This is a genomic window from Streptomyces sp. NPDC052023 (assembly GCF_044548465.1).
Taxonomy (GTDB): domain Bacteria; phylum Actinomycetota; class Actinomycetes; order Streptomycetales; family Streptomycetaceae; genus Streptomyces.
Genome location: NZ_JBIUBW010000020.1, coordinates 85815 through 102538, shown reverse-complemented (window position 1 = coordinate 102538; position 16724 = coordinate 85815). Strand labels below are relative to the sequence as shown.

Genomic DNA, 16724 nt, shown 5'->3' with positions numbered 1-16724 from the left:
GGGCCCTTCAGCTGCCTCCGGTGTGCACCTGGAAGGCCGCGCGGCGGACGGCCTTCGCCAGGGCGGGGTCGGGGTGCGCGGCGGCCAGGGCGACCAGGACCTGCACGGTGCGCGGATGGCCCACGGCACGCACCTCGTCGAGCAGGGCGGGCACGGTCGGCTGCACGGCGGACTCCAGATGCCGCACCAGGAGCGGCGCCTCACCGTGGTCGGCGACGGCGGCGGCCGTGTCGACCCACAGCCAGGTGGCCTCCTCCCGGGTCAGCACCTCGTGGGCGTCCTCGGGATCGGCGCCGTCGTGCTCCGCGAGCCACAGCAGGGCGTACGGCCGCAGGGTCGGCTCGGCGAGCACGGCCCGTACGTCGTGCTCGGCGGGGGCGCCGACGACGCGCAGCGCCTCGAAGGCCAGGCCGCGCAGCAGGGCGTCCTCGCCACGGGCGGCGTCGAGGAGTTCGGTGACGGCGCTGCCCACGGGCCGGGCCGCGAGCCAGGCGCGGTACTCGGCGCGGGCGGCGTTGGGCCGCAGCTGGGCGCAGCCGCGCAGCATGTCCTCGGCGACGGCCTCGATGTTGCCCGCGGGACTCTGCGCGGCGACGCAGATCTGCTCCAGCTTGACCCAGACCGCCCAGCTGCCCAGCGGGGTGAGCGTGGCCTGTCCGGCGCCGTAGGTGAGGGCGCCGACCGAGGCGAGGGCGTGCAGGGCCCAGTCGAGGAGAGGGGCGAGCTCGGCTTCCCCGGGCTCGGCGTCGACCGGGGTCGCGGTGCCGGGGGCCGGGGGGCTCGCGGGTTCGCGCTGCGGGCCGTAGGGGACCTCGCAGCGCTCGGTGCGCAGTTCCCTGACCCGCTGCTGGAGGAGGTCGAGCAGCTGCTCGACGGGGACCGGCCCGGCCGACAGCTGGAGGAAGGAGAGCACCTGCGGCATCGCCGAGACGACCTCGGCGACGGCGGCGGGCTCGTGCCCGGCGGGTTCCGGGTGCGCGAGCGACCACGCGTCGAAGAGGGCCACCCAGCCGCGCAGGACGGCGGTGTCGTCGCGGTCCCAGGCGCGCAGCCGCCAGCCGGGGCGGGCGCTGTCGCCGTGCACCTCGACGAGTCCGGCGAGGCGGGCGGTGTCCCAGTCGGCGCGGATCTGGGCCGGAGTCAGGCCCAGGTCGGCGGCCGCCCGTTCGGTGGTCGCGTCGGCGAGGGTGGCCTTGCCGTCGGAGGTCGCGTTGCCCCTGCCGGGGCGCAGGGCGGCGTCGGCCCAGCGCGCCAGGCGGGCCGCGCCGGCCAGCCTGGAGCGCGCCATTCCGGCCAGCTCCGCGGGGGCCGGTGTGCCCTCCGGCGGGCGGGGGGCGGGGCGGCGCGAGCGCCGCTGGTTCATCGCTCGGGGGGCGGCGGCCAGGGGTCGCGGGCGGACGAGTCGGAGCCTGGAGTCGCGCGGGATACGGGACGTCACGGGTGCAGTCTTCCGGTTGACGGTCCGAAAACCCAAACGGAATGTCACGTGGGGCGACGGGAGTGGCCAAGGCACGGGCCGTGCGAGGGGGTGCCGGCCGAAATCCGGACAGTGGTACGGCGTCAAACGGAACCGCGGGGCAGGGCCGGCCGGGGGTGTGCGCGGCGGGACCGTCAGCGGGCCCGGAACTCACATCAAAGGCGTCAGGAAGCGGCGCAGGGCTTCCTCGTAGCCGGTCGGGTCGGCGTTCCACATGGCGTTGTGCGGTGCCTGCCGGACGGTGTGGAGGGCGACCAGGTCGGGACGGCGGTCGGCGAGGCGCCGGGAGAATTCCCAGGGGGCCACCAGGTCGTCGGGGCCGTGCACCAGCAGGGCCGGCACCGTCAGCCGCTCGGGGTGCGCGGCTTCGTCGATGCGGTCGCCGTACAGACCGGTGCGGCCCTGGGCGGCGCGGACGGCGAGCGGCAGCAGCGGGCCCGGGGTGCGCCGGGCGGCGGCGAGCGCGCGCAGGGTCGCTTCCCAGTTGAGCACCGGGGAGTCGAGGACGAGCCCGCTGATGCGGTCCCGTACCGAGGAGTGCGCGGCAGTGCGCAGAGCCATGGTGGCGCCGGTGGACCAGCCGTACAGGACGACACGTGCCGCACCCTGGGCCGTGGCGTGGCGGACCGCCGCGTCCAGGTCGCGCCACTCGGTCTCGCCGAGATGGTTCAGGCCGTTCGGGGAGCGGGGGGCGCCGGGGTCGCCCCGGTAGGCGAGGTCGAGAACGGGGAAGCGCAGGCCGTGCAGGAAGGTCATGAGATTCATGGGGTGTTCCCGGCCGGTGCCCAGGCCGTGTGCCATGACGACCCAGGTGTCCCGGGCGCCGGGCACGAACCAGGCGGGCAGGGGCCCGAGTTCGCCGGGGATCTCGACGTCGGTGTGGTCCAGGCCGAGCGCCGTGCCGGGGTCTCCGATGTGCAGCCCCGGGGTGAGCCAGACCTTGTCGCCGGGCTCCAGGGTGCCGTGGGTGACGCGTTCCAGGCGGCGTACGACGGAGTCGGGCGGATGCGGGGCGGAGTCCAGGACGGGGCCGACGACCGCGTGGGAGCCGTTGCCCGCGAGGCCGTAGTTGCCGGGGCGCAGGGAGGCGAGGGCGCGGGTGAGGGTGACGCGGCCCGCGGCCGTGCCGTGCACGGTGAGCCGGGGTTCGGTGGGCAGTGGCCGGCCGGGCGGCGCCTTCAGCGCGGCGTCGCTGGCGAACCGGCCGGCGGCCACCGCTGCGGCGCCGACCACCGTCATGGCGGTGACGGCAGCGGCCGTCGCTTTGACAGTGCGCACGGCTCCAGTGTCCTGTCCGGCTCGTCCGGCGGCCAGCGGAACGGCCGGACGGGGGGATGCGACTGGCGCAGGGCTGGGGGATGCGACCTGGCGCGTGGAAAGGGAAGGGGGGCGCTCCGGGTGGTAGCGAGGGGCGCCCGCATGCGCTCAGCCTCGCTGCCCGTACCCCCGCAGCCGCTCACCCGCCTCCTTCAGCTGCTCCTGCGACAGCAGGGACGGCGTCAGGCCCGGCACGGAGGAGGCCGCCAGCCACAGGCGGCACATCCACTCCAGCTGGGCCGTGCGGTCGTATGCCTGGGCCAGGGTCGTGCCGTAGGTGACGGTGCCGTGGTTCTGCAGGAGGCAGCCGGAGCGGCCTGCGAGGGCGCGGAGCATGTTCTCGGCCAACTCCTCGGTGCCGTACGTCGCGTAGGGGGCGACCCGGACGGGGCCGCCGAGCGCGCCGGCCATGTAGTGGATCAGCGGGAGTTCCGGGACGAGCGTGGAGACGGCGGTGGCGTGCACGGCGTGGGTGTGGACGACGGCGCGGGCGTCGGTGGTGCGGTAGACGGCGAGATGCATGGGCAGTTCGCTCGTCGGTACGAGCGTGCCGCGCACCTGCCGCCCGTCGGGGCTCACGCCGGTGATGTCGTCCGGCCCTAGCCGGTCGTAGGGGACACCCGACGGGGTGACGAGGACCGTGTCGCCGACACGTACGGAGACGTTGCCGGACGTTCCGGCGACCAGGCCCTCGGACACGGTCCGGCGCGCGGTGGCCACGAGTTCCTCCCAGGCCCGGGCCTCCTCGTCCGGCACACCGCTCCCCCGCGATTCCGGCGCCCCCTGCGCGCAGCCGTGGACGTCCCGGACATTTCGGACATTCCGCCGCTCTCCACGCTGTTCAGCCATGCCGCGATCCTGCCAGGCGGGCTTCGGCCTGTCCCGGTGCGGGCGCGAGGGCAGGGGGGAACCCCACTGTCCGCCGGGCGACCGGGCGGCGCCCTGCCGGGTGACCATTCTCTCTTTCCACGCGTCCATGACCCGGCTCGAGCGGCCGGCGAAGGGCCTCCGGCCTTACGGAATCCGGGGCCGGCGGTACGGGACCGGGTGCCGTGAGCCCCGAGGGTGCAACGACCCCCTCCCACGGACACCAGCAAGCCCCTCTCAGTTCACCTTTCGTTCACTTAGGTTACCTACGTTCGTCCAGCCAATGACCTCGAACGATTGCCTGGGTAAATGGAAGGCATCTCGCTGATCCTCGCGATTGTGGTGGTAACCGCTCTCGCGTTCGACTTCACGAACGGTTTCCACGACACCGCGAACGCGATGGCCACCACCATCTCGACGGGTGCCCTCAGACCCAAGGTCGCGGTGGCCATGTCCGCCGTCCTCAACCTGGTCGGCGCCTTCCTCTCCGTGGAGGTCGCCAACACGATCTCCAAGGGCCTGGTCGACGAGAGCGGCATCCGTCCCGAGGTCATCTTCGCCGCACTGGTCGGCGCGATCCTGTGGAACCTGCTGACCTGGCTGGTCGGCCTGCCGTCCTCCTCCTCGCACGCGCTGATGGGCGGCCTGATCGGCGCCACGGTCGCCTCGGCCGGCGTCGGTGCCGTGCACGGCGACGTGCTGGTCACCAAGGTGCTGATCCCGGCGATCGCCGCCCCGCTGGTGGCGGGCATCGCGGCCATGCTCGCCACCAGGCTGACGTACACGCTCGGCAGGAAGGCCGACGGGAAGGCCTCCGCGAAGGGTTACCGCGCCGGGCAGATCGCCTCGGCGGGCCTGGTCTCGCTGGCGCACGGCACCAACGACGCACAGAAGACGATGGGCATCATCACCCTCGCCCTGGTCGCGGGCGGCACCCTCGCCCCCGACTCCGACCCGCCCCTGTGGGTCATCCTCTCCGCGGGCATCGCCATCGCGCTCGGCACCTACCTCGGCGGCTGGCGCATCATCCGGACCATGGGCAAGGGCCTGACGGACCTTCAGCCGCAGCAGGGCTTCGCGGCGCAGACCAGTGCCGCGACGGTCATCCTGGCCTCCTCCCACCTGGGCTTCTCGCTCTCCACCACGCACTCGGTCTCCGGTGCGGTGATGGGCGCGGGCCTGGGCCGCAAGGGCGGCGTGGTCCGCTGGTCCACCGCCACCCGGATGTTCGTCGCCTGGGGTCTGACGCTCCCGGCCGCCGCGCTGGTCGGCGCGATCGCCGAGTGGGTGACGGGCTTCGGTCCCTGGGGCACCGCCGTGGTCGCGGTCTTCCTGGTCGTCTCCAGCGCCGCGATCTGGAAGATCTCCCGTCGCGAGGTCGTGGACCACACGAACGTCAACGACGAGGCCGGGGAGCCCGCCGGTGTGGTGACGGCGGCGATGGCCGCGGTGACGCCGCCGCCGGCCGGCACCCCCGTGGACGGCCTCACGGCGACGATCCCCGCACAGAAGACGGCCTCGGAGCCGACGCCCTCTCAGGCCACCGTCTGAGCCTGAGGTCACTGAAGGAAGCAGCAGCAACATGAAGATCGACTGGGCGGCTCTCGGCTCCGTCTTCGGCGTCAGCCTCGTGGTCACCGTGGCCTTGGTGGGCCTGTTCACCCTCGGCGTGGCCGGTCTGTCGCGACGCGAACGGGCGGCGGAGCAGGGGGAGTCGGCGGCGCTCGCGGTCACCGGCGCGTACGCCGCGTTCGCCGCGTGCGCGGTGGCCGTGGGCTACGGGATCTATCTGATCGTCGCCTGACGGCGCTGCGCACTCGTCCGGCCACGTTCTCGCGCCCCGCGCGGCGCCCTCCACGAGGGCCCCGGGCGGGGCGCTTCGCCGTGTGCGGCGAGGGCGGGCGCGGCGTGGGTGAGACCGGTGTCGCCCGTGCCGTGTGGGCCGCAGCACAATCGTCCCGCCGCAGGTCAACGGCAAGTTGACGGCTGTTCTCGCCCCGTGGTGGACTTCCGGGGCCATGTACGGCGGCAGAAGAGGAAGTCCGGTGCGAATCCGGCGCGGTCCCGCCACTGTGACCGGGGAGGTACCTCCCCGGGAGCCAGGAACTCTCGCCTCCGGTCTCGTCGAACCAGGGCGTGGACACCCTGAGTGAGGACATATCGCGATGCCAGGCAGTGCACTGAAGTCCCGTACCGGATCTGTGCCCTTCGACGCAGCCGGCTGAGCCCCCCGTGCGTGCCGATCGCGTGTACGCGTACGGCGCCGCCGCCGGACTCCTCGGCGACCTTCTCCTCGGCGACCCCCGCCGGGGGCATCCGGTCGCCGCGTTCGGCCGGGCCGCCGGGGCCGTGGAACGGCTGCTGTGGCGCGACCACCGCGGGTGGGGCGCGCTGCACGCCGCCGTGTGTGCCGGTGGCGCCGTGGCGCTGGGCGCCGCCGCCCGCCGGGCCGTACGGTCCTCCCCCGCCGCTTCCGTCGCGCTGACCGGCGTCGCCACCTGGGCCGTCGTCGGCGGGACCTCGCTCGGGCGGGAGGCCCGCGCCGTCGGGCGGGCCCTTCAGGCGGGGGACGTCGAGGCGGCGCGGGCGCGGCTGCCGCATCTGTGCGGCCGGGACCCGCAGAGCCTCGACGCGCAGGAGATCGCGCGGGCGGTGGTGGAGTCCGTCGCGGAGAACACGTCCGATGCCGTGGTCGGGGCGCTGGTGTGGGGCGCCGTCGGCGGGGTGCCGGGGCTGCTCGGGTTCCGGGCGGTGAACACGCTGGACGCGATGGTGGGGCACAAGTCGCCGCGCTACCGCAGGTACGGGTGGGCTTCCGCCCGGCTCGACGATCTCGCGGGGTGGCCGGGTGCGCGGCTGACCGCCTCGCTCGCCGTGCTGGCGGGCGGCGATCCGCGCGGGGCCGTGCGGGCCTGGCGGGCTGACGCCGCGAAGCACCCGAGCCCCAATGCCGGGCCCGCGGAGGCGTCGTTCGCGGGGGCGTTGGGGGTGCGGCTCGGGGGGACGTCGTCGTATGCGGGACGGGTCGAGCACCGGCCGGTGCTGAACGGTGGGGGGCGTGGGGTGGAAGTGGGCGACATCGAGCGGGCCGTCCGGTTGTCCCGGCGGGTGAGCTGGCTGGCGCTGGGAGCCGGCGCTGCCGGCGCGTGGCTGCGGGGGCGGCTGCCGGGGAGGGGCGTATGACCGGCCGCGGGCTGCTGGTCGCCGGGACCACCTCCGACGCCGGCAAGAGCGTCGTCACCGCCGGGATCTGCCGCTGGCTGGTGCGGCAGGGCGTCAAGGTCGCGCCCTTCAAGGCGCAGAACATGTCGCTGAATTCGTTCGTCACCCGCGAGGGCGCCGAGATCGGGCGGGCGCAGGCCATGCAGGCGCAGGCGTGCCGGGTGGAGCCGACCGCGCTGATGAATCCCGTGCTGCTCAAGCCGGGCGGGGAGCGCAGCAGCCAGGTGGTGCTGCTGGGCAGGCCGGTCGGGGAGATGAGCGCGCGGGGCTACCACGGCGGGCGGCAGCAGGCGTTGCTGGGCACCGTGCTCGACTGTCTCGCCGAGTTGCGGGGCACGTATGACGCGGTGATCTGTGAGGGGGCCGGGAGCCCGGCCGAGATCAATCTGCGGCGGACCGACATCGTGAACATGGGGATCGCCCGCAACGCCCGGCTTCCCGTGCTCGTGGTCGGCGACATCGACCGCGGCGGTGTCTTCGCCTCGTTCTTCGGGACCGTGGCCCTGTTGTCACCCGAGGACCAGAGGTGCGTCGCCGGGTTCCTCGTCAACAAGTTCCGCGGCGACGTCTCGCTGCTGGAGCCGGGGCTGGACATGCTCAGGTCGCTCACCGGGCGGCGGACGTACGGCGTGCTGCCCTACCGGCACGGGCTCGGCATCGACGAGGAGGACGGGCTGCGGGTCTCGATGCGAGGGACGGTACGCGAGTCCGTCGTCGCGCCGCCCGTCGGCGAGGACGTGCTGCGCGTCGCCGTGTGCGCCCTGCCGCTGATGTCCAACTTCACGGACGTGGACGCCCTCGCCGCCGAACCCGGCGTCGTGGTGCGGTTCGTGGACCGGCCGGAGGAACTCGCGGACGCGGACCTCGTGGTGATACCCGGGACCCGCGGGACCGTACGGGCGCTGGAGTGGCTGCGGGAGCGGGGGCTGGCGGCTGCCCTCGCCCGAAGGGCCGCCGAGCAGCGGCCCGTTCTGGGCATCTGCGGTGGCTTCCAGATCCTCGGCGAGCACATCGAGGACGACGTGGAAAGCCGCCGCGGCCGGGTCGACGGGCTGGGCATCCTGCCCCTGCGGGTGCGGTTCGCCCGGGAGAAGACCCTCGCCCGGCCGGCCGGCGAGGCTCTCGGCGAGCCCGTCGAGGGGTACGAGATCCATCACGGCGTCGCCGAGGTCACCGGCGGCGATCCCTTCCTGGACGGGTGCCGGGCCGGGCAGACCTGGGGTACTCACTGGCACGGCTCGCTGGAGTCGGACGGTTTCCGGCGGGCGTTCCTGCGGGAGGTGGCCGCCGCCGCGGGCCGCCGGTTCGTGCCGGCGCCCGGCACCTCCTTCGCCGCGCTGCGCGAGGAGCAACTCGACCGGCTCGGCGACCTGATCGAACAGCACGCGGACACGGACGCGCTGTGGCGGCTCATCGAGTCGGGCGCGCCGCAAGGACTGCCTTTCATTCCACCGGGAGCGCCCGCATGAGCACTGTGTTGTTGTTGTCCACCGCCGACACCGATCTGCTGGCGGCCCGTGCCTCCGGCGCCTCCTACCGGATCGGCAACCCGACCCGCGTCGACGCCGCCGGCGAGCTGCCCGCGCTGATCGAGGGCGCCGACATCGCCGTCGTACGGCTGCTGGGCGGCAAGCGGGCCTGGGAGGACGGGCTGGCCGCGCTCAGGGCGTCGGGGATTCCGACCGTGCTGCTCGGCGGGGAGGCCGTGCCGGACGCCGAGCTGATGGCCGAGTCGTCCGTGCCCGCCGGTGTCGTGGCGGAGGCGCTGCGCTATCTCGTCGAGGGCGGGCCCGCCAACCTCACCGAGCTGGCGCGGTTCCTGTCGGACACCGTCCTGCTGACGGGTGAGGGCTTCGACGAGCCGCAGAAGATGCCCCAGTACGGCGTCCGCGGCGCCCGTGCGTTCGAGGAGGGCCGTCCCACCGTCGGGGTGCTCTTCTACCGGGCCCACGAGCTCAGCGGCAACACCGCCTTCGTCGACACCCTGTGCGAGGCGATCGAGGCGCGGGGCGCCAACGCCCTTCCGGTGTACTGCGGTTCGCTGCGCGGCGCCGACGCCGGGCTGTACGAGATCCTCGGGCGGGCCGACGCGCTCGTCGCCACCGTCCTGGCCGCCGGCGGCACCCACGCCTCGCAGGCCTCGGCGGGCGGCGACGACGAGGCCTGGGACATCGGGGCGCTCGCCGAGCTGAACATCCCCGTGCTGCAGGGGCTGTGCCTGACGTCGTCGAAGAGCGCCTGGGACGGGTCGGACGCCGCCCTGACCCCCATGGACGCGGCGATGCAGGTGGCGATCCCGGAGTTCGACGGGCGGCTGATCACCGTGCCGTTCTCCTTCAAGGAGCAGGGGCCGGACGACGTCCCGGTGTACGTCGCCGACCCCGGACGGGCGGCGCGGGTGGCCGGGATCGCCGTGCGGCACGCGCGGCTGCGGCACAAGCCGAACGAGGACAAGCGGATCGCGCTGGTCTTCACGGCGTACCCGACCAAGCACTCGCGCGTCGGCAACGCGGTGGGACTGGACACGCCCGCCTCGGCGGTGCGGGTGCTGGACGCGCTCAGGGAGGCCGGGTACGGCCTCACCGAGTACCCCTCCGGCGGCGACGAGCTGATCCACCGGCTCATCGAGGCGGGTGGGCACGACGTCGAATGGCTCACGGAGGAGCAGTTGGCCGCCGCGCCCGCGCGCGTGCCGCTCAACGACTACCGGGCGTGGTTCGGGGGGCTCGATCCCGAGCTGAGGGACGCCATGGTCGAGGCGTGGGGCGAGCCGCCGGGTTCGCTGTACGTCGACGGGGACGACATCGTGCTGGCCTCCCTCCGGTTCGGGAACGTCGTCGTGATGATCCAGCCGCCGCGTGGCTTCGGCGAGAACCCGATCGCGATCTACCACGACCCGGACATGCCCCCGTCGCACCACTACATGGCGGCCTACCGCTGGCTGGAGAACAGCTTCGGCGCCGACGCGATCGTGCACATGGGCAAGCACGGCACGATGGAGTGGCTGCCGGGCAAGGGACTGGGGCTCAGCGGGGGCTGTGCGCCCGACGCGGTCCTCGGCGACCTGCCCCTGATCTACCCGTTCATCGTCAACGACCCCGGCGAGGGCACCCAGGCCAAGCGGCGCGGGCACGCCACCGTCGTCGACCACCTCGTGCCGCCGATGGCGCGCGCGGACACCTACGGCGACCTGGCCAAGCTGGAGCAGCTGCTCGACGAGTACGCGCTCGTCTCCGACCTGGACCCGGCCAAGGCGCCGGCGGTGCGCGCGCAGATCTGGACGCTGGTGAAGGCGGCCGAGCTGCACCACGACCTGCATGTCGACGAGCAGCCGGACGACGACTCGTTCGACGAGTTCGTGATGCACATCGACGGCTATCTGTGCGAGATCAAGGACGTGCAGATCCGGGACGGTCTGCACATCCTGGGTGGCGGCCCGGAGGATGAGCCGCGGGTGAACCTCGTCCTCGCCGTGCTGCGGGCCTCGCAGGTGTGGGGCGGGCAGGCGAACGCGCTGCCGGGGCTGCGGGCCTGCCTGGCCGAGCACTTCGGGCTGGTCGAGAAGGAGCTGCTGGCGGAGCCGGGGGCGCCGGTGAAGGTGCCGGTGGAACTGACGGACCTCGTGACGGGCCCGTCCCGTACGGCCGCCGACGCGATCGACCTGCTGGAGCAGCTGTGCCGGCGGATCGCCGAGGGCATGGAGTCGCGCGGCTGGACGGCGTCCGAGAGCACCGCTCTCGTGCGGGAGGTGCTCGGCACCGAGCTGCCCGACGCGGTCGCCGTGCTCACCTTCGCCTGCACCGAGGTGGTGCCGCGCCTCGCCCGCACCACCGACGAGATCGGTCACATCCTCCGGGCCCTGGACGGCGGTTACGTCCCGGCGGGCCCGTCGGGCTCGCCGACCCGGGGCCTGGTCAACGTCCTGCCGACCGGCCGGAACTTCTACTCCGTCGACCCCAAGGCCATCCCGTCGAGGCTCAGTTGGGAGGTGGGGCAGTCGCTGGCGGACTCGCTGGTGCAGCGCTACCTCGCCGACAACGGCGAGTACCCGAAGTCGGTGGGCCTGACGGTCTGGGGCACGTCGGCCATGCGCACCCAGGGCGACGACATCGCCGAGATCCTCGCGCTGCTGGGCTGCCGGCCGGTGTGGGACGACGCCTCGCGCCGCGTGAACGGCTTCGAGGTGATCCCGCCGGCCGAACTGGGCCGGCCGCGCATCGACGTCACCGTGCGCATCTCGGGCTTCTTCCGGGACGCGTTCCCGCACGTCGTCGGGCTGATCGACGACGCGGTGCGGACGGTGGCCGAGCTGGACGAGCCGGGCGAGTCCAACTACGTGCGGGCGCACGTCGAGCAGGACACCGCCGGGCACGGTGACCGGCGGCGGGCGACGGCCCGCATCTTCGGGTCGAAGCCGGGAGCCTACGGTGCCGGGCTGCTGCCGCTGATCGACGCCCGGAACTGGCGCTCCGACGCCGACCTCGCCGAGGTGTACGCCGTGTGGGGCGGCTACGCCTACGGGCGCGGGCTCGACGGACGGGCGGCGCGCGGGGACATGGAGACGGCGTTCCGGCGGATCGCGGTCGCCGCGAAGAACGTCGACACCCGCGAGCACGACCTGGTCGACGCCGACGACTACTTCCAGTACCACGGCGGCATGGTCGCCATGGTCCGGCACCTCACGGGCACCTCCCCCGAGGCGTACGTCGGTGACTCGGCCACCCCCGACCAGGTGAAGACCCGCACCCTGGGCGAGGAGACGCACCGCGTCTTCCGGGCCCGCGTGGTCAACCCGCGCTGGATGGCGGCGATGCGCCGGCACGGCTACAAGGGAGCCTTCGAGATGGCGGCGACCGTCGACTACCTCTTCGGCTACGACGCCACCGCCGGGGTCGTCGACGACTGGATGTACGAGAAACTCAGCGCGGAGTACGTCTTCGACCCGGAGAACCGGGACTTCATGAAGCAGTCCAACCCGTGGGCGCTGCGCGGCATCACCGAGCGGCTGCTCGAGGCCGCCGACCGGGGGCTGTGGGCGGAGCCGGACGCGCAGACACTGGAACGGCTGCGCGCCACCTACCTCGAACTCGAAGGCGACCTGGAGGGCGACGACCAGTGAGCACCCCCTTTCCGTTCACAGCCGTGGTCGGCCAGGACGACCTGCGTCTCGCGCTGCTGCTGAACGCCGTGTCGCCGGCGGTCGGCGGCGTGCTTGTCCGTGGTGAGAAGGGCACGGCCAAGTCGACCGCCGTACGGGCGCTTTCGGCGCTGCTTCCGGAGGTCGCCGTGGTGCCCGGCTGCCGCTTCTCCTGCGATCCCGCCGCACCGGACCCGGCCTGCCCGGACGGACCGCACGAGCCCGGCGCGGGCATCCACCGGCCGGCCCGCATGGTCGAGCTGCCGGTCGGGGCCTCCGAGGACCGGCTGGTCGGGGCGCTCGACATCGAGCGGGCGCTCGCCGAGGGCGTGAAGGCCTTCGAGCCCGGACTGCTCGCCGACGCGCACCGCGGGATCCTCTACGTCGACGAGGTCAACCTCCTCCACGACCACCTGGTCGACCTGCTGCTGGACGCCGCCGCGATGGGCGCCTCGTACGTCGAGCGCGAGGGTGTCTCCGTACGGCATGCCGCGCGCTTCCTGCTCGTCGGCACCATGAACCCGGAGGAGGGCGAGCTGCGGCCGCAGCTGCTCGACCGGTTCGGGCTGACCGTCGAGGTCGCCGCCTCGCGCGAGCCCGACCTGCGCGTGGAGGTCGTCAAGCGGCGCCTCGCCCACGACGCCGATCCCGCTGCCTTCGCGGGCCGGTGGGCGGCCGAGGAGAGCGCCGTACGGGCCCGGATCGCGGCGGCGCGGGAGCTGCTGCCGTCCGTGCTGCTGGGCGACGGGGCGCTGCGGCAGATCGCGGCGACCTGTGCCGCCTTCGAGGTGGACGGCATGCGGGCCGACATCGTGATGGCGCGCACCGCCACCGCGCTGGCCGCCTGGGCGGGGCGTACGGAGGTGCTGGCGGAGGACGTGCGGCAGGCCGCCCTGCTCGCCCTGCCGCACCGGCGCCGGCGCAACCCGTTCGACGCGCCGGGCCTGGACGAGGACAAACTGGACGATACGTTGCAGGAGTTCGCGGATCCGCCCGGGAGCGACGAGGACGACGATCCCGACCCGGACGGGCCCGGCGGCGGTCCCGGCGGGGGCGGCGGGCAGCCCGAGGCGGGGCCGCAGGGTGGCGAGCGCGCGCGGCCCGAGGAGCCGGGTGAGGGTGAGCCCGCGCCTGCCGGGCCCGGCGAGCAGTCGGCCGTACGGGCCGGCGAGCCGTTCCGTACGAAGGCGCTGAGCGTTCCGGGGATCGGCGAGGGGGCAGCCGGGCGGCGTTCGCGGGCGCGCACGGAGCACGGGCGGACCACCGGGGCGCGGCGGCCCCAGGGGGCGCTCACCAAGCTGCATCTGGCGGCGACCGTGCGGGCGGCGGCGCCGCATCAGCGGGCGCGAGGACGGTCCGGGCGGGGTCTGGTCGTGCGCAGGGACGATCTGCGGCAGGCGACGCGGGAGGGGCGCGAGGGCAATCTCGTGCTGTTCGTGGTCGACGCCTCCGGGTCCATGGCGGCCCGGCAGCGGATGGGTGCCGTGAAGGGGGCCGTGCTGTCGCTGCTGCTGGACGCGTATCAGCGGCGGGACAAGGTGGGGCTGGTGACCTTCCGGGGTGCCGGAGCCGACGTCGCGCTGCCGCCCACCTCGTCCGTGGACGCGGCTGCGGTGCGGCTGGAGTCGCTGCCGACCGGCGGGCGTACGCCGCTCGCGGCCGGTCTGCTCAAGGCGCACGACGTGCTGCGCGTGGAGCGGTTGCGGGATCCGGGGCGGCGGCCGCTGCTCCTGGTGGTGACCGACGGGCGGGCCACCGGTGGGCCGGAGCCCGTGGCGAACGCGGGGCGGGCGGCCCGGCTGTTCGGCGCCGACGGGGTCGCCTCGGTGGTCGTGGACTGCGAGTCGGGGCCGGTGCGGCTGGGGCTCGCGGGGCAGCTCGCGGCCGAGCTGGGCGGTACGGCGGTGACGCTGGACGAGTTGCGGGCCGACGCGATCGCCGGGCTGGTGAAGGACGTGCGCAGGAGGGCCGCGTAATGCCGCAGGGACAGCCGAGTGTCGTACCGGACGACGGGCTGACCACGCGTCAGCGCCGCAACCGGCCACTGGTCGTCGTGCACACCGGCGTGGGCAAGGGCAAGTCCACCGCCGCCTTCGGGCTGGCGCTGCGGGCCTGGAACCAGGGGTGGCCGATCGGGGTGTTCCAGTTCGTCAAGTCGGCGAAGTGGAAGGTCGGCGAGGAGAACGCGCTGCGGGTGCTGGGCGCCAGCGGTGAGGGCGGCACCGTCGACTGGCACAAGATGGGCGAGGGGTGGTCCTGGGTCCAGCGGGACATCCAGGGGGACAACTCGACCAACGAGGAGAAGGCCCGCGAAGGCTGGGAGCAGGTCAAGCGCGACCTCGCCGCCGAGACGTACAAGCTGTACGTGCTGGACGAGTTCGCCTATCCGATGCACTGGGGGTGGGTGGACGTCGCGGAAGTCGTGTCCGTGCTGCGGGACCGGCCGGGGACCCAGCATGTGGTGATCACCGGGCGGAACGCGCCGGAGGCGCTCGTCGACTTCGCCGATCTCGTCACCGACATGTCCAAGGTGAAGCACCCGATGGACGCCGGGCAGAAGGGGCAGAGAGGCATCGAGTGGTGACGTCCGTGCCCCGGCTGGTCGTCGCCGCGCCCTCCTCGGGGAGCGGCAAGACCACCGTCGCCACGGGGTTGATGGCCGCGTTCGCCGCGCGGGGGCTCGCCGTGTCCCCGCACAAGGTCGGGCCGGACTACATCGACCCCGGCTACCACGCGCTCGCGACCGGGCGCGTGGGGCGCAACCTCGACGCGTATCTGTGCGGGGCGGAGCTGGTGGCCCCGCTGTTCCTGCACGGGGCGCGCGGCTGCGGCATCGCCGTGGTCGAGGGGGTGATGGGGCTGTACGACGGTGCCGCCGGGGAGGGTGAACTGGCGTCCACCGCCCATGTCGCCAAGCTGCTGCGGGCGCCGGTCGTGCTCGTGGTCGACGCGTCGTCGCAGTCGCGGTCGGTGGCGGCGCTGGTGCACGGGTTCGCGTCGTGGGATCCGCACGTACGGGTCGGGGGCGTGATCCTGAACAAGGTCGCGTCGGACCGGCACGAGGAGTTGCTGCGGGAGGCACTGGATTCGGCGGGCGTGCCGGTGCTCGGGGTGCTGCGGCGGGCGGCACGGGTGGACACCCCCTCCAGGCATCTGGGGCTGGTGCCGGTCGCCGAGCGGCGGGCCTCGGCGGTCGAGGCGGTGGCCGCCATGGCCGCGCAGGTGGAGGCCGGGTGCGACCTGGATGCGTTGCTGGGGCTCGCGCGGAGTGCGGGCGCGTTGCCGGGGGCGGCGTGGGATCCGGCCGAGGCCCTGGGGGCTGCGGCCCCGGAGCACCCCCGTGCACCTGTCGACAGCCCCGGCCCACCGGTACGGGTCGCCGTCGCCGGCGGAGCTGCGTTCACCTTCTCCTACGCGGAGCACGCCGAGTTGCTCACCGCTGCCGGGGCCGAGGTCGTCGTGTTCGATCCGTTGCGCGACGAGCGGTTGCCCGACGGCACGCGCGGTCTGGTCGTCGGGGGCGGGTTCCCCGAGATGTACGCCGCCGAGCTGTCGGCCAACGGGCCGCTGCGCGGGGCCGTCGCCGCGCTCGCGGAGCGGGGCGCGCCCGTCGCCGCCGAGTGTGCCGGGCTGCTGTACCTGTGCCGCGAGCTGGACGGGCAGCCGATGTGCGGGGTGCTGGGCGTGGACGCCCGGATGTCGCAGCGGCTGACCCTCGGGTACCGCGACGCCGTCGCCGTGAGCGACAGTGTGCTCGCGGCGGCGGGAACGCGGATGCGGGGCCACGAGTTTCATCGCACGGTCGTCGAACCGGCGGCCGGGCCGGCGCCCGCCTGGGGGGTGCGTGCCCCCCGGCCGCGCGTGGAGGGTTTTGTGGAGCGCGGTGTGCACGCGAGCTATCTGCACACGCACTGGGCGTCCGCGCCCGGTGTCGCCCGTCGGTTCGTCGAGAGGTGCCGGACGTCATGAGCAGCAGGCTGGTGGGAGTGGGGGTCGGGCCGGGCGACCCGGAGCTGGTGACCGTGAAGGGCGTGGGCGCCCTGCGGGCCGCCGAGGTCGTCGTCGTCCCCGTGATGGACACCGGGGAGCGGGGGCGGGCCGAGGCGACCGTGCTGCACTACGTGCCCGAGGAGAAGGTCGTCCGGGTCGTGTTCGCGCTGAACGAGCGGACCGACCGGGCCCGGCGAGAGGCGGCGTGGGACGCGGCCGGTGAGCGGGTCGCCGGGCTGCTGCGGCTGCACGCCCACGTCGCGTTCGCCACCATCGGCGACCCGAACGTGTACTCCACGTTCACCTATCTCGCGCAGACCGTCGCCGAGGCGGTGCCGGGCACCGTCATCGAGACCGTCCCCGGCATCACCGCCATGCAGGACCTCGCCGCGCGGTCGGGTGCGGTGCTGACGGAGGGGACCGAGCCGCTCACGCTGGTGCCGGTGACCGCCGGTGCCGGGGTGCTGAAGGAGGCGCTGAACGGGCCCGGGACGGTCGTCGCCTACAAGTTCGGGCGGCAGGCGGCCGAGGTCGCCGAGGCACTCCGCGAGAGCGGCCGGCTGGAAGGTGCCGTGTGGGGGTCCGCGCTGGGGCTGCCGGAGGAGTCCGTCCGGCCCGCCGCCGAGCTCGACGGGGCGCCCCTGCCGTATCTCTCCACGCTCATCGCGCCCGCGCGGCGCGAGGGTGGGCGGGGCGGCAAGCTGTGACGCTCTC

Annotated in this window: 12 protein-coding genes and 1 riboswitch; of the genes, 9 read left to right on the top strand and 3 right to left on the bottom strand. The window is 74.1% G+C overall.

Annotated elements, in window-relative coordinates:
- Nucleotides 1-7 precede the first annotated feature (7 nt).
- From ACIHCM_RS30420 to ACIHCM_RS30410, 3 genes are all read right to left on the bottom strand, one after another.
- Nucleotides 8-1438 carry a hypothetical protein gene (locus tag ACIHCM_RS30420; protein WP_399902769.1) on the bottom strand — a complete coding sequence of 477 codons (1431 nt, stop codon included), beginning with the start codon at nucleotides 1436-1438 and terminating at the stop codon, nucleotides 8-10.
- Between the two features lie 189 nt (nucleotides 1439-1627).
- Nucleotides 1628-2755 (bottom strand): alpha/beta hydrolase, encoded by a 1128-nt coding sequence (locus ACIHCM_RS30415; protein ID WP_399902766.1) that lies wholly within the window; start codon nucleotides 2753-2755, stop codon nucleotides 1628-1630.
- Nucleotides 2756-2902: 147 nt separating this feature from the next.
- Nucleotides 2903-3643: a class II aldolase/adducin family protein gene (locus ACIHCM_RS30410; RefSeq protein ID WP_399902764.1), complete on the bottom strand. Its 741-nt coding sequence runs from the start codon at nucleotides 3641-3643 to the stop codon at nucleotides 2903-2905.
- 327 nt (nucleotides 3644-3970) lie between these two features.
- Here ACIHCM_RS30410 and ACIHCM_RS30405 point away from each other — a divergent pair, with 327 nt between their 5' ends.
- The 9 genes from ACIHCM_RS30405 (at nucleotide 3971) to cobI (ending at nucleotide 16717) form a co-directional block, all read left to right on the top strand.
- A complete protein-coding gene (locus ACIHCM_RS30405) occupies nucleotides 3971-5212 on the top strand; it encodes an anion permease (RefSeq protein ID WP_399902761.1) in 1242 nt (413 codons plus the stop codon).
- Nucleotides 5213-5243: 31 nt separating this feature from the next.
- Complete coding sequence (locus ACIHCM_RS30400; protein WP_393111403.1) at nucleotides 5244-5465, top strand: hypothetical protein; 222 nt, start codon at nucleotides 5244-5246, stop codon at nucleotides 5463-5465.
- Between the two features lie 182 nt (nucleotides 5466-5647).
- Nucleotides 5648-5793, top strand: a riboswitch (cobalamin riboswitch).
- 100 nt (nucleotides 5794-5893) lie between these two features.
- Nucleotides 5894-6844: a cobalamin biosynthesis protein gene (locus ACIHCM_RS30395; protein ID WP_399902758.1), complete on the top strand. Its 951-nt coding sequence runs from the start codon at nucleotides 5894-5896 to the stop codon at nucleotides 6842-6844.
- The gene (locus tag ACIHCM_RS30390; RefSeq protein WP_399902755.1) at nucleotides 6841-8352 is read left to right on the top strand and encodes a cobyric acid synthase; all 1512 of its coding nucleotides are present in this window, start codon (nucleotides 6841-6843) and stop codon (nucleotides 8350-8352) included. The genes ACIHCM_RS30395 and ACIHCM_RS30390 overlap by 4 nt, the downstream gene beginning before the upstream one ends.
- Nucleotides 8349-12002, top strand: a complete 3654-nt coding sequence (cobN, locus tag ACIHCM_RS30385) for a cobaltochelatase subunit CobN (protein ID WP_399902752.1) — start codon at nucleotides 8349-8351, stop codon at nucleotides 12000-12002. Before ACIHCM_RS30390 ends, cobN begins: the two co-directional genes overlap by 4 nt.
- Nucleotides 11999-13996 (top strand): putative cobaltochelatase, encoded by a 1998-nt coding sequence (locus tag ACIHCM_RS30380; RefSeq protein WP_399902749.1) that lies wholly within the window; start codon nucleotides 11999-12001, stop codon nucleotides 13994-13996. Before cobN ends, ACIHCM_RS30380 begins: the two co-directional genes overlap by 4 nt.
- Nucleotides 13996-14604, top strand: coding sequence for a cob(I)yrinic acid a,c-diamide adenosyltransferase (gene cobO / locus ACIHCM_RS30375; protein WP_399902746.1), 609 nt, complete (start codon nucleotides 13996-13998; stop codon nucleotides 14602-14604). The genes ACIHCM_RS30380 and cobO overlap by 1 nt, the downstream gene beginning before the upstream one ends.
- Nucleotides 14598-15989: a cobyrinate a,c-diamide synthase gene (locus tag ACIHCM_RS30370; RefSeq protein ID WP_399902742.1), complete on the top strand. Its 1392-nt coding sequence runs from the start codon at nucleotides 14598-14600 to the stop codon at nucleotides 15987-15989. The genes cobO and ACIHCM_RS30370 overlap by 7 nt, the downstream gene beginning before the upstream one ends.
- Nucleotides 15986-16717, top strand: coding sequence for a precorrin-2 C(20)-methyltransferase (gene cobI, locus ACIHCM_RS30365; RefSeq protein WP_399902740.1), 732 nt, complete (start codon nucleotides 15986-15988; stop codon nucleotides 16715-16717). Before ACIHCM_RS30370 ends, cobI begins: the two co-directional genes overlap by 4 nt.
- Nucleotides 16718-16724 lie beyond the last annotated feature (7 nt).

Bases quoted from the DNA above. Each gene is read 5' to 3' on its own strand.
- ACIHCM_RS30410 (WP_399902764.1), bottom strand. From the start codon at position 3,643: ATGGCTGAACAGCGTGGAGAGCGGCGGAATGTCCGAAATGTCCGGGAC.
- ACIHCM_RS30405 (WP_399902761.1), top strand. From the start codon at position 3,971: ATGGAAGGCATCTCGCTGATCCTCGCGATTGTGGTGGTAACCGCTCTC.
- ACIHCM_RS30400 (WP_393111403.1), top strand. From the start codon at position 5,244: ATGAAGATCGACTGGGCGGCTCTCGGCTCCGTCTTCGGCGTCAGCCTC.
- ACIHCM_RS30390 (WP_399902755.1), top strand. From the start codon at position 6,841: ATGACCGGCCGCGGGCTGCTGGTCGCCGGGACCACCTCCGACGCCGGC.
- cobN (WP_399902752.1), top strand. From the start codon at position 8,349: ATGAGCACTGTGTTGTTGTTGTCCACCGCCGACACCGATCTGCTGGCG.
- cobO (WP_399902746.1), top strand. From the start codon at position 13,996: ATGCCGCAGGGACAGCCGAGTGTCGTACCGGACGACGGGCTGACCACG.
- cobI (WP_399902740.1), top strand. From the start codon at position 15,986: ATGAGCAGCAGGCTGGTGGGAGTGGGGGTCGGGCCGGGCGACCCGGAG.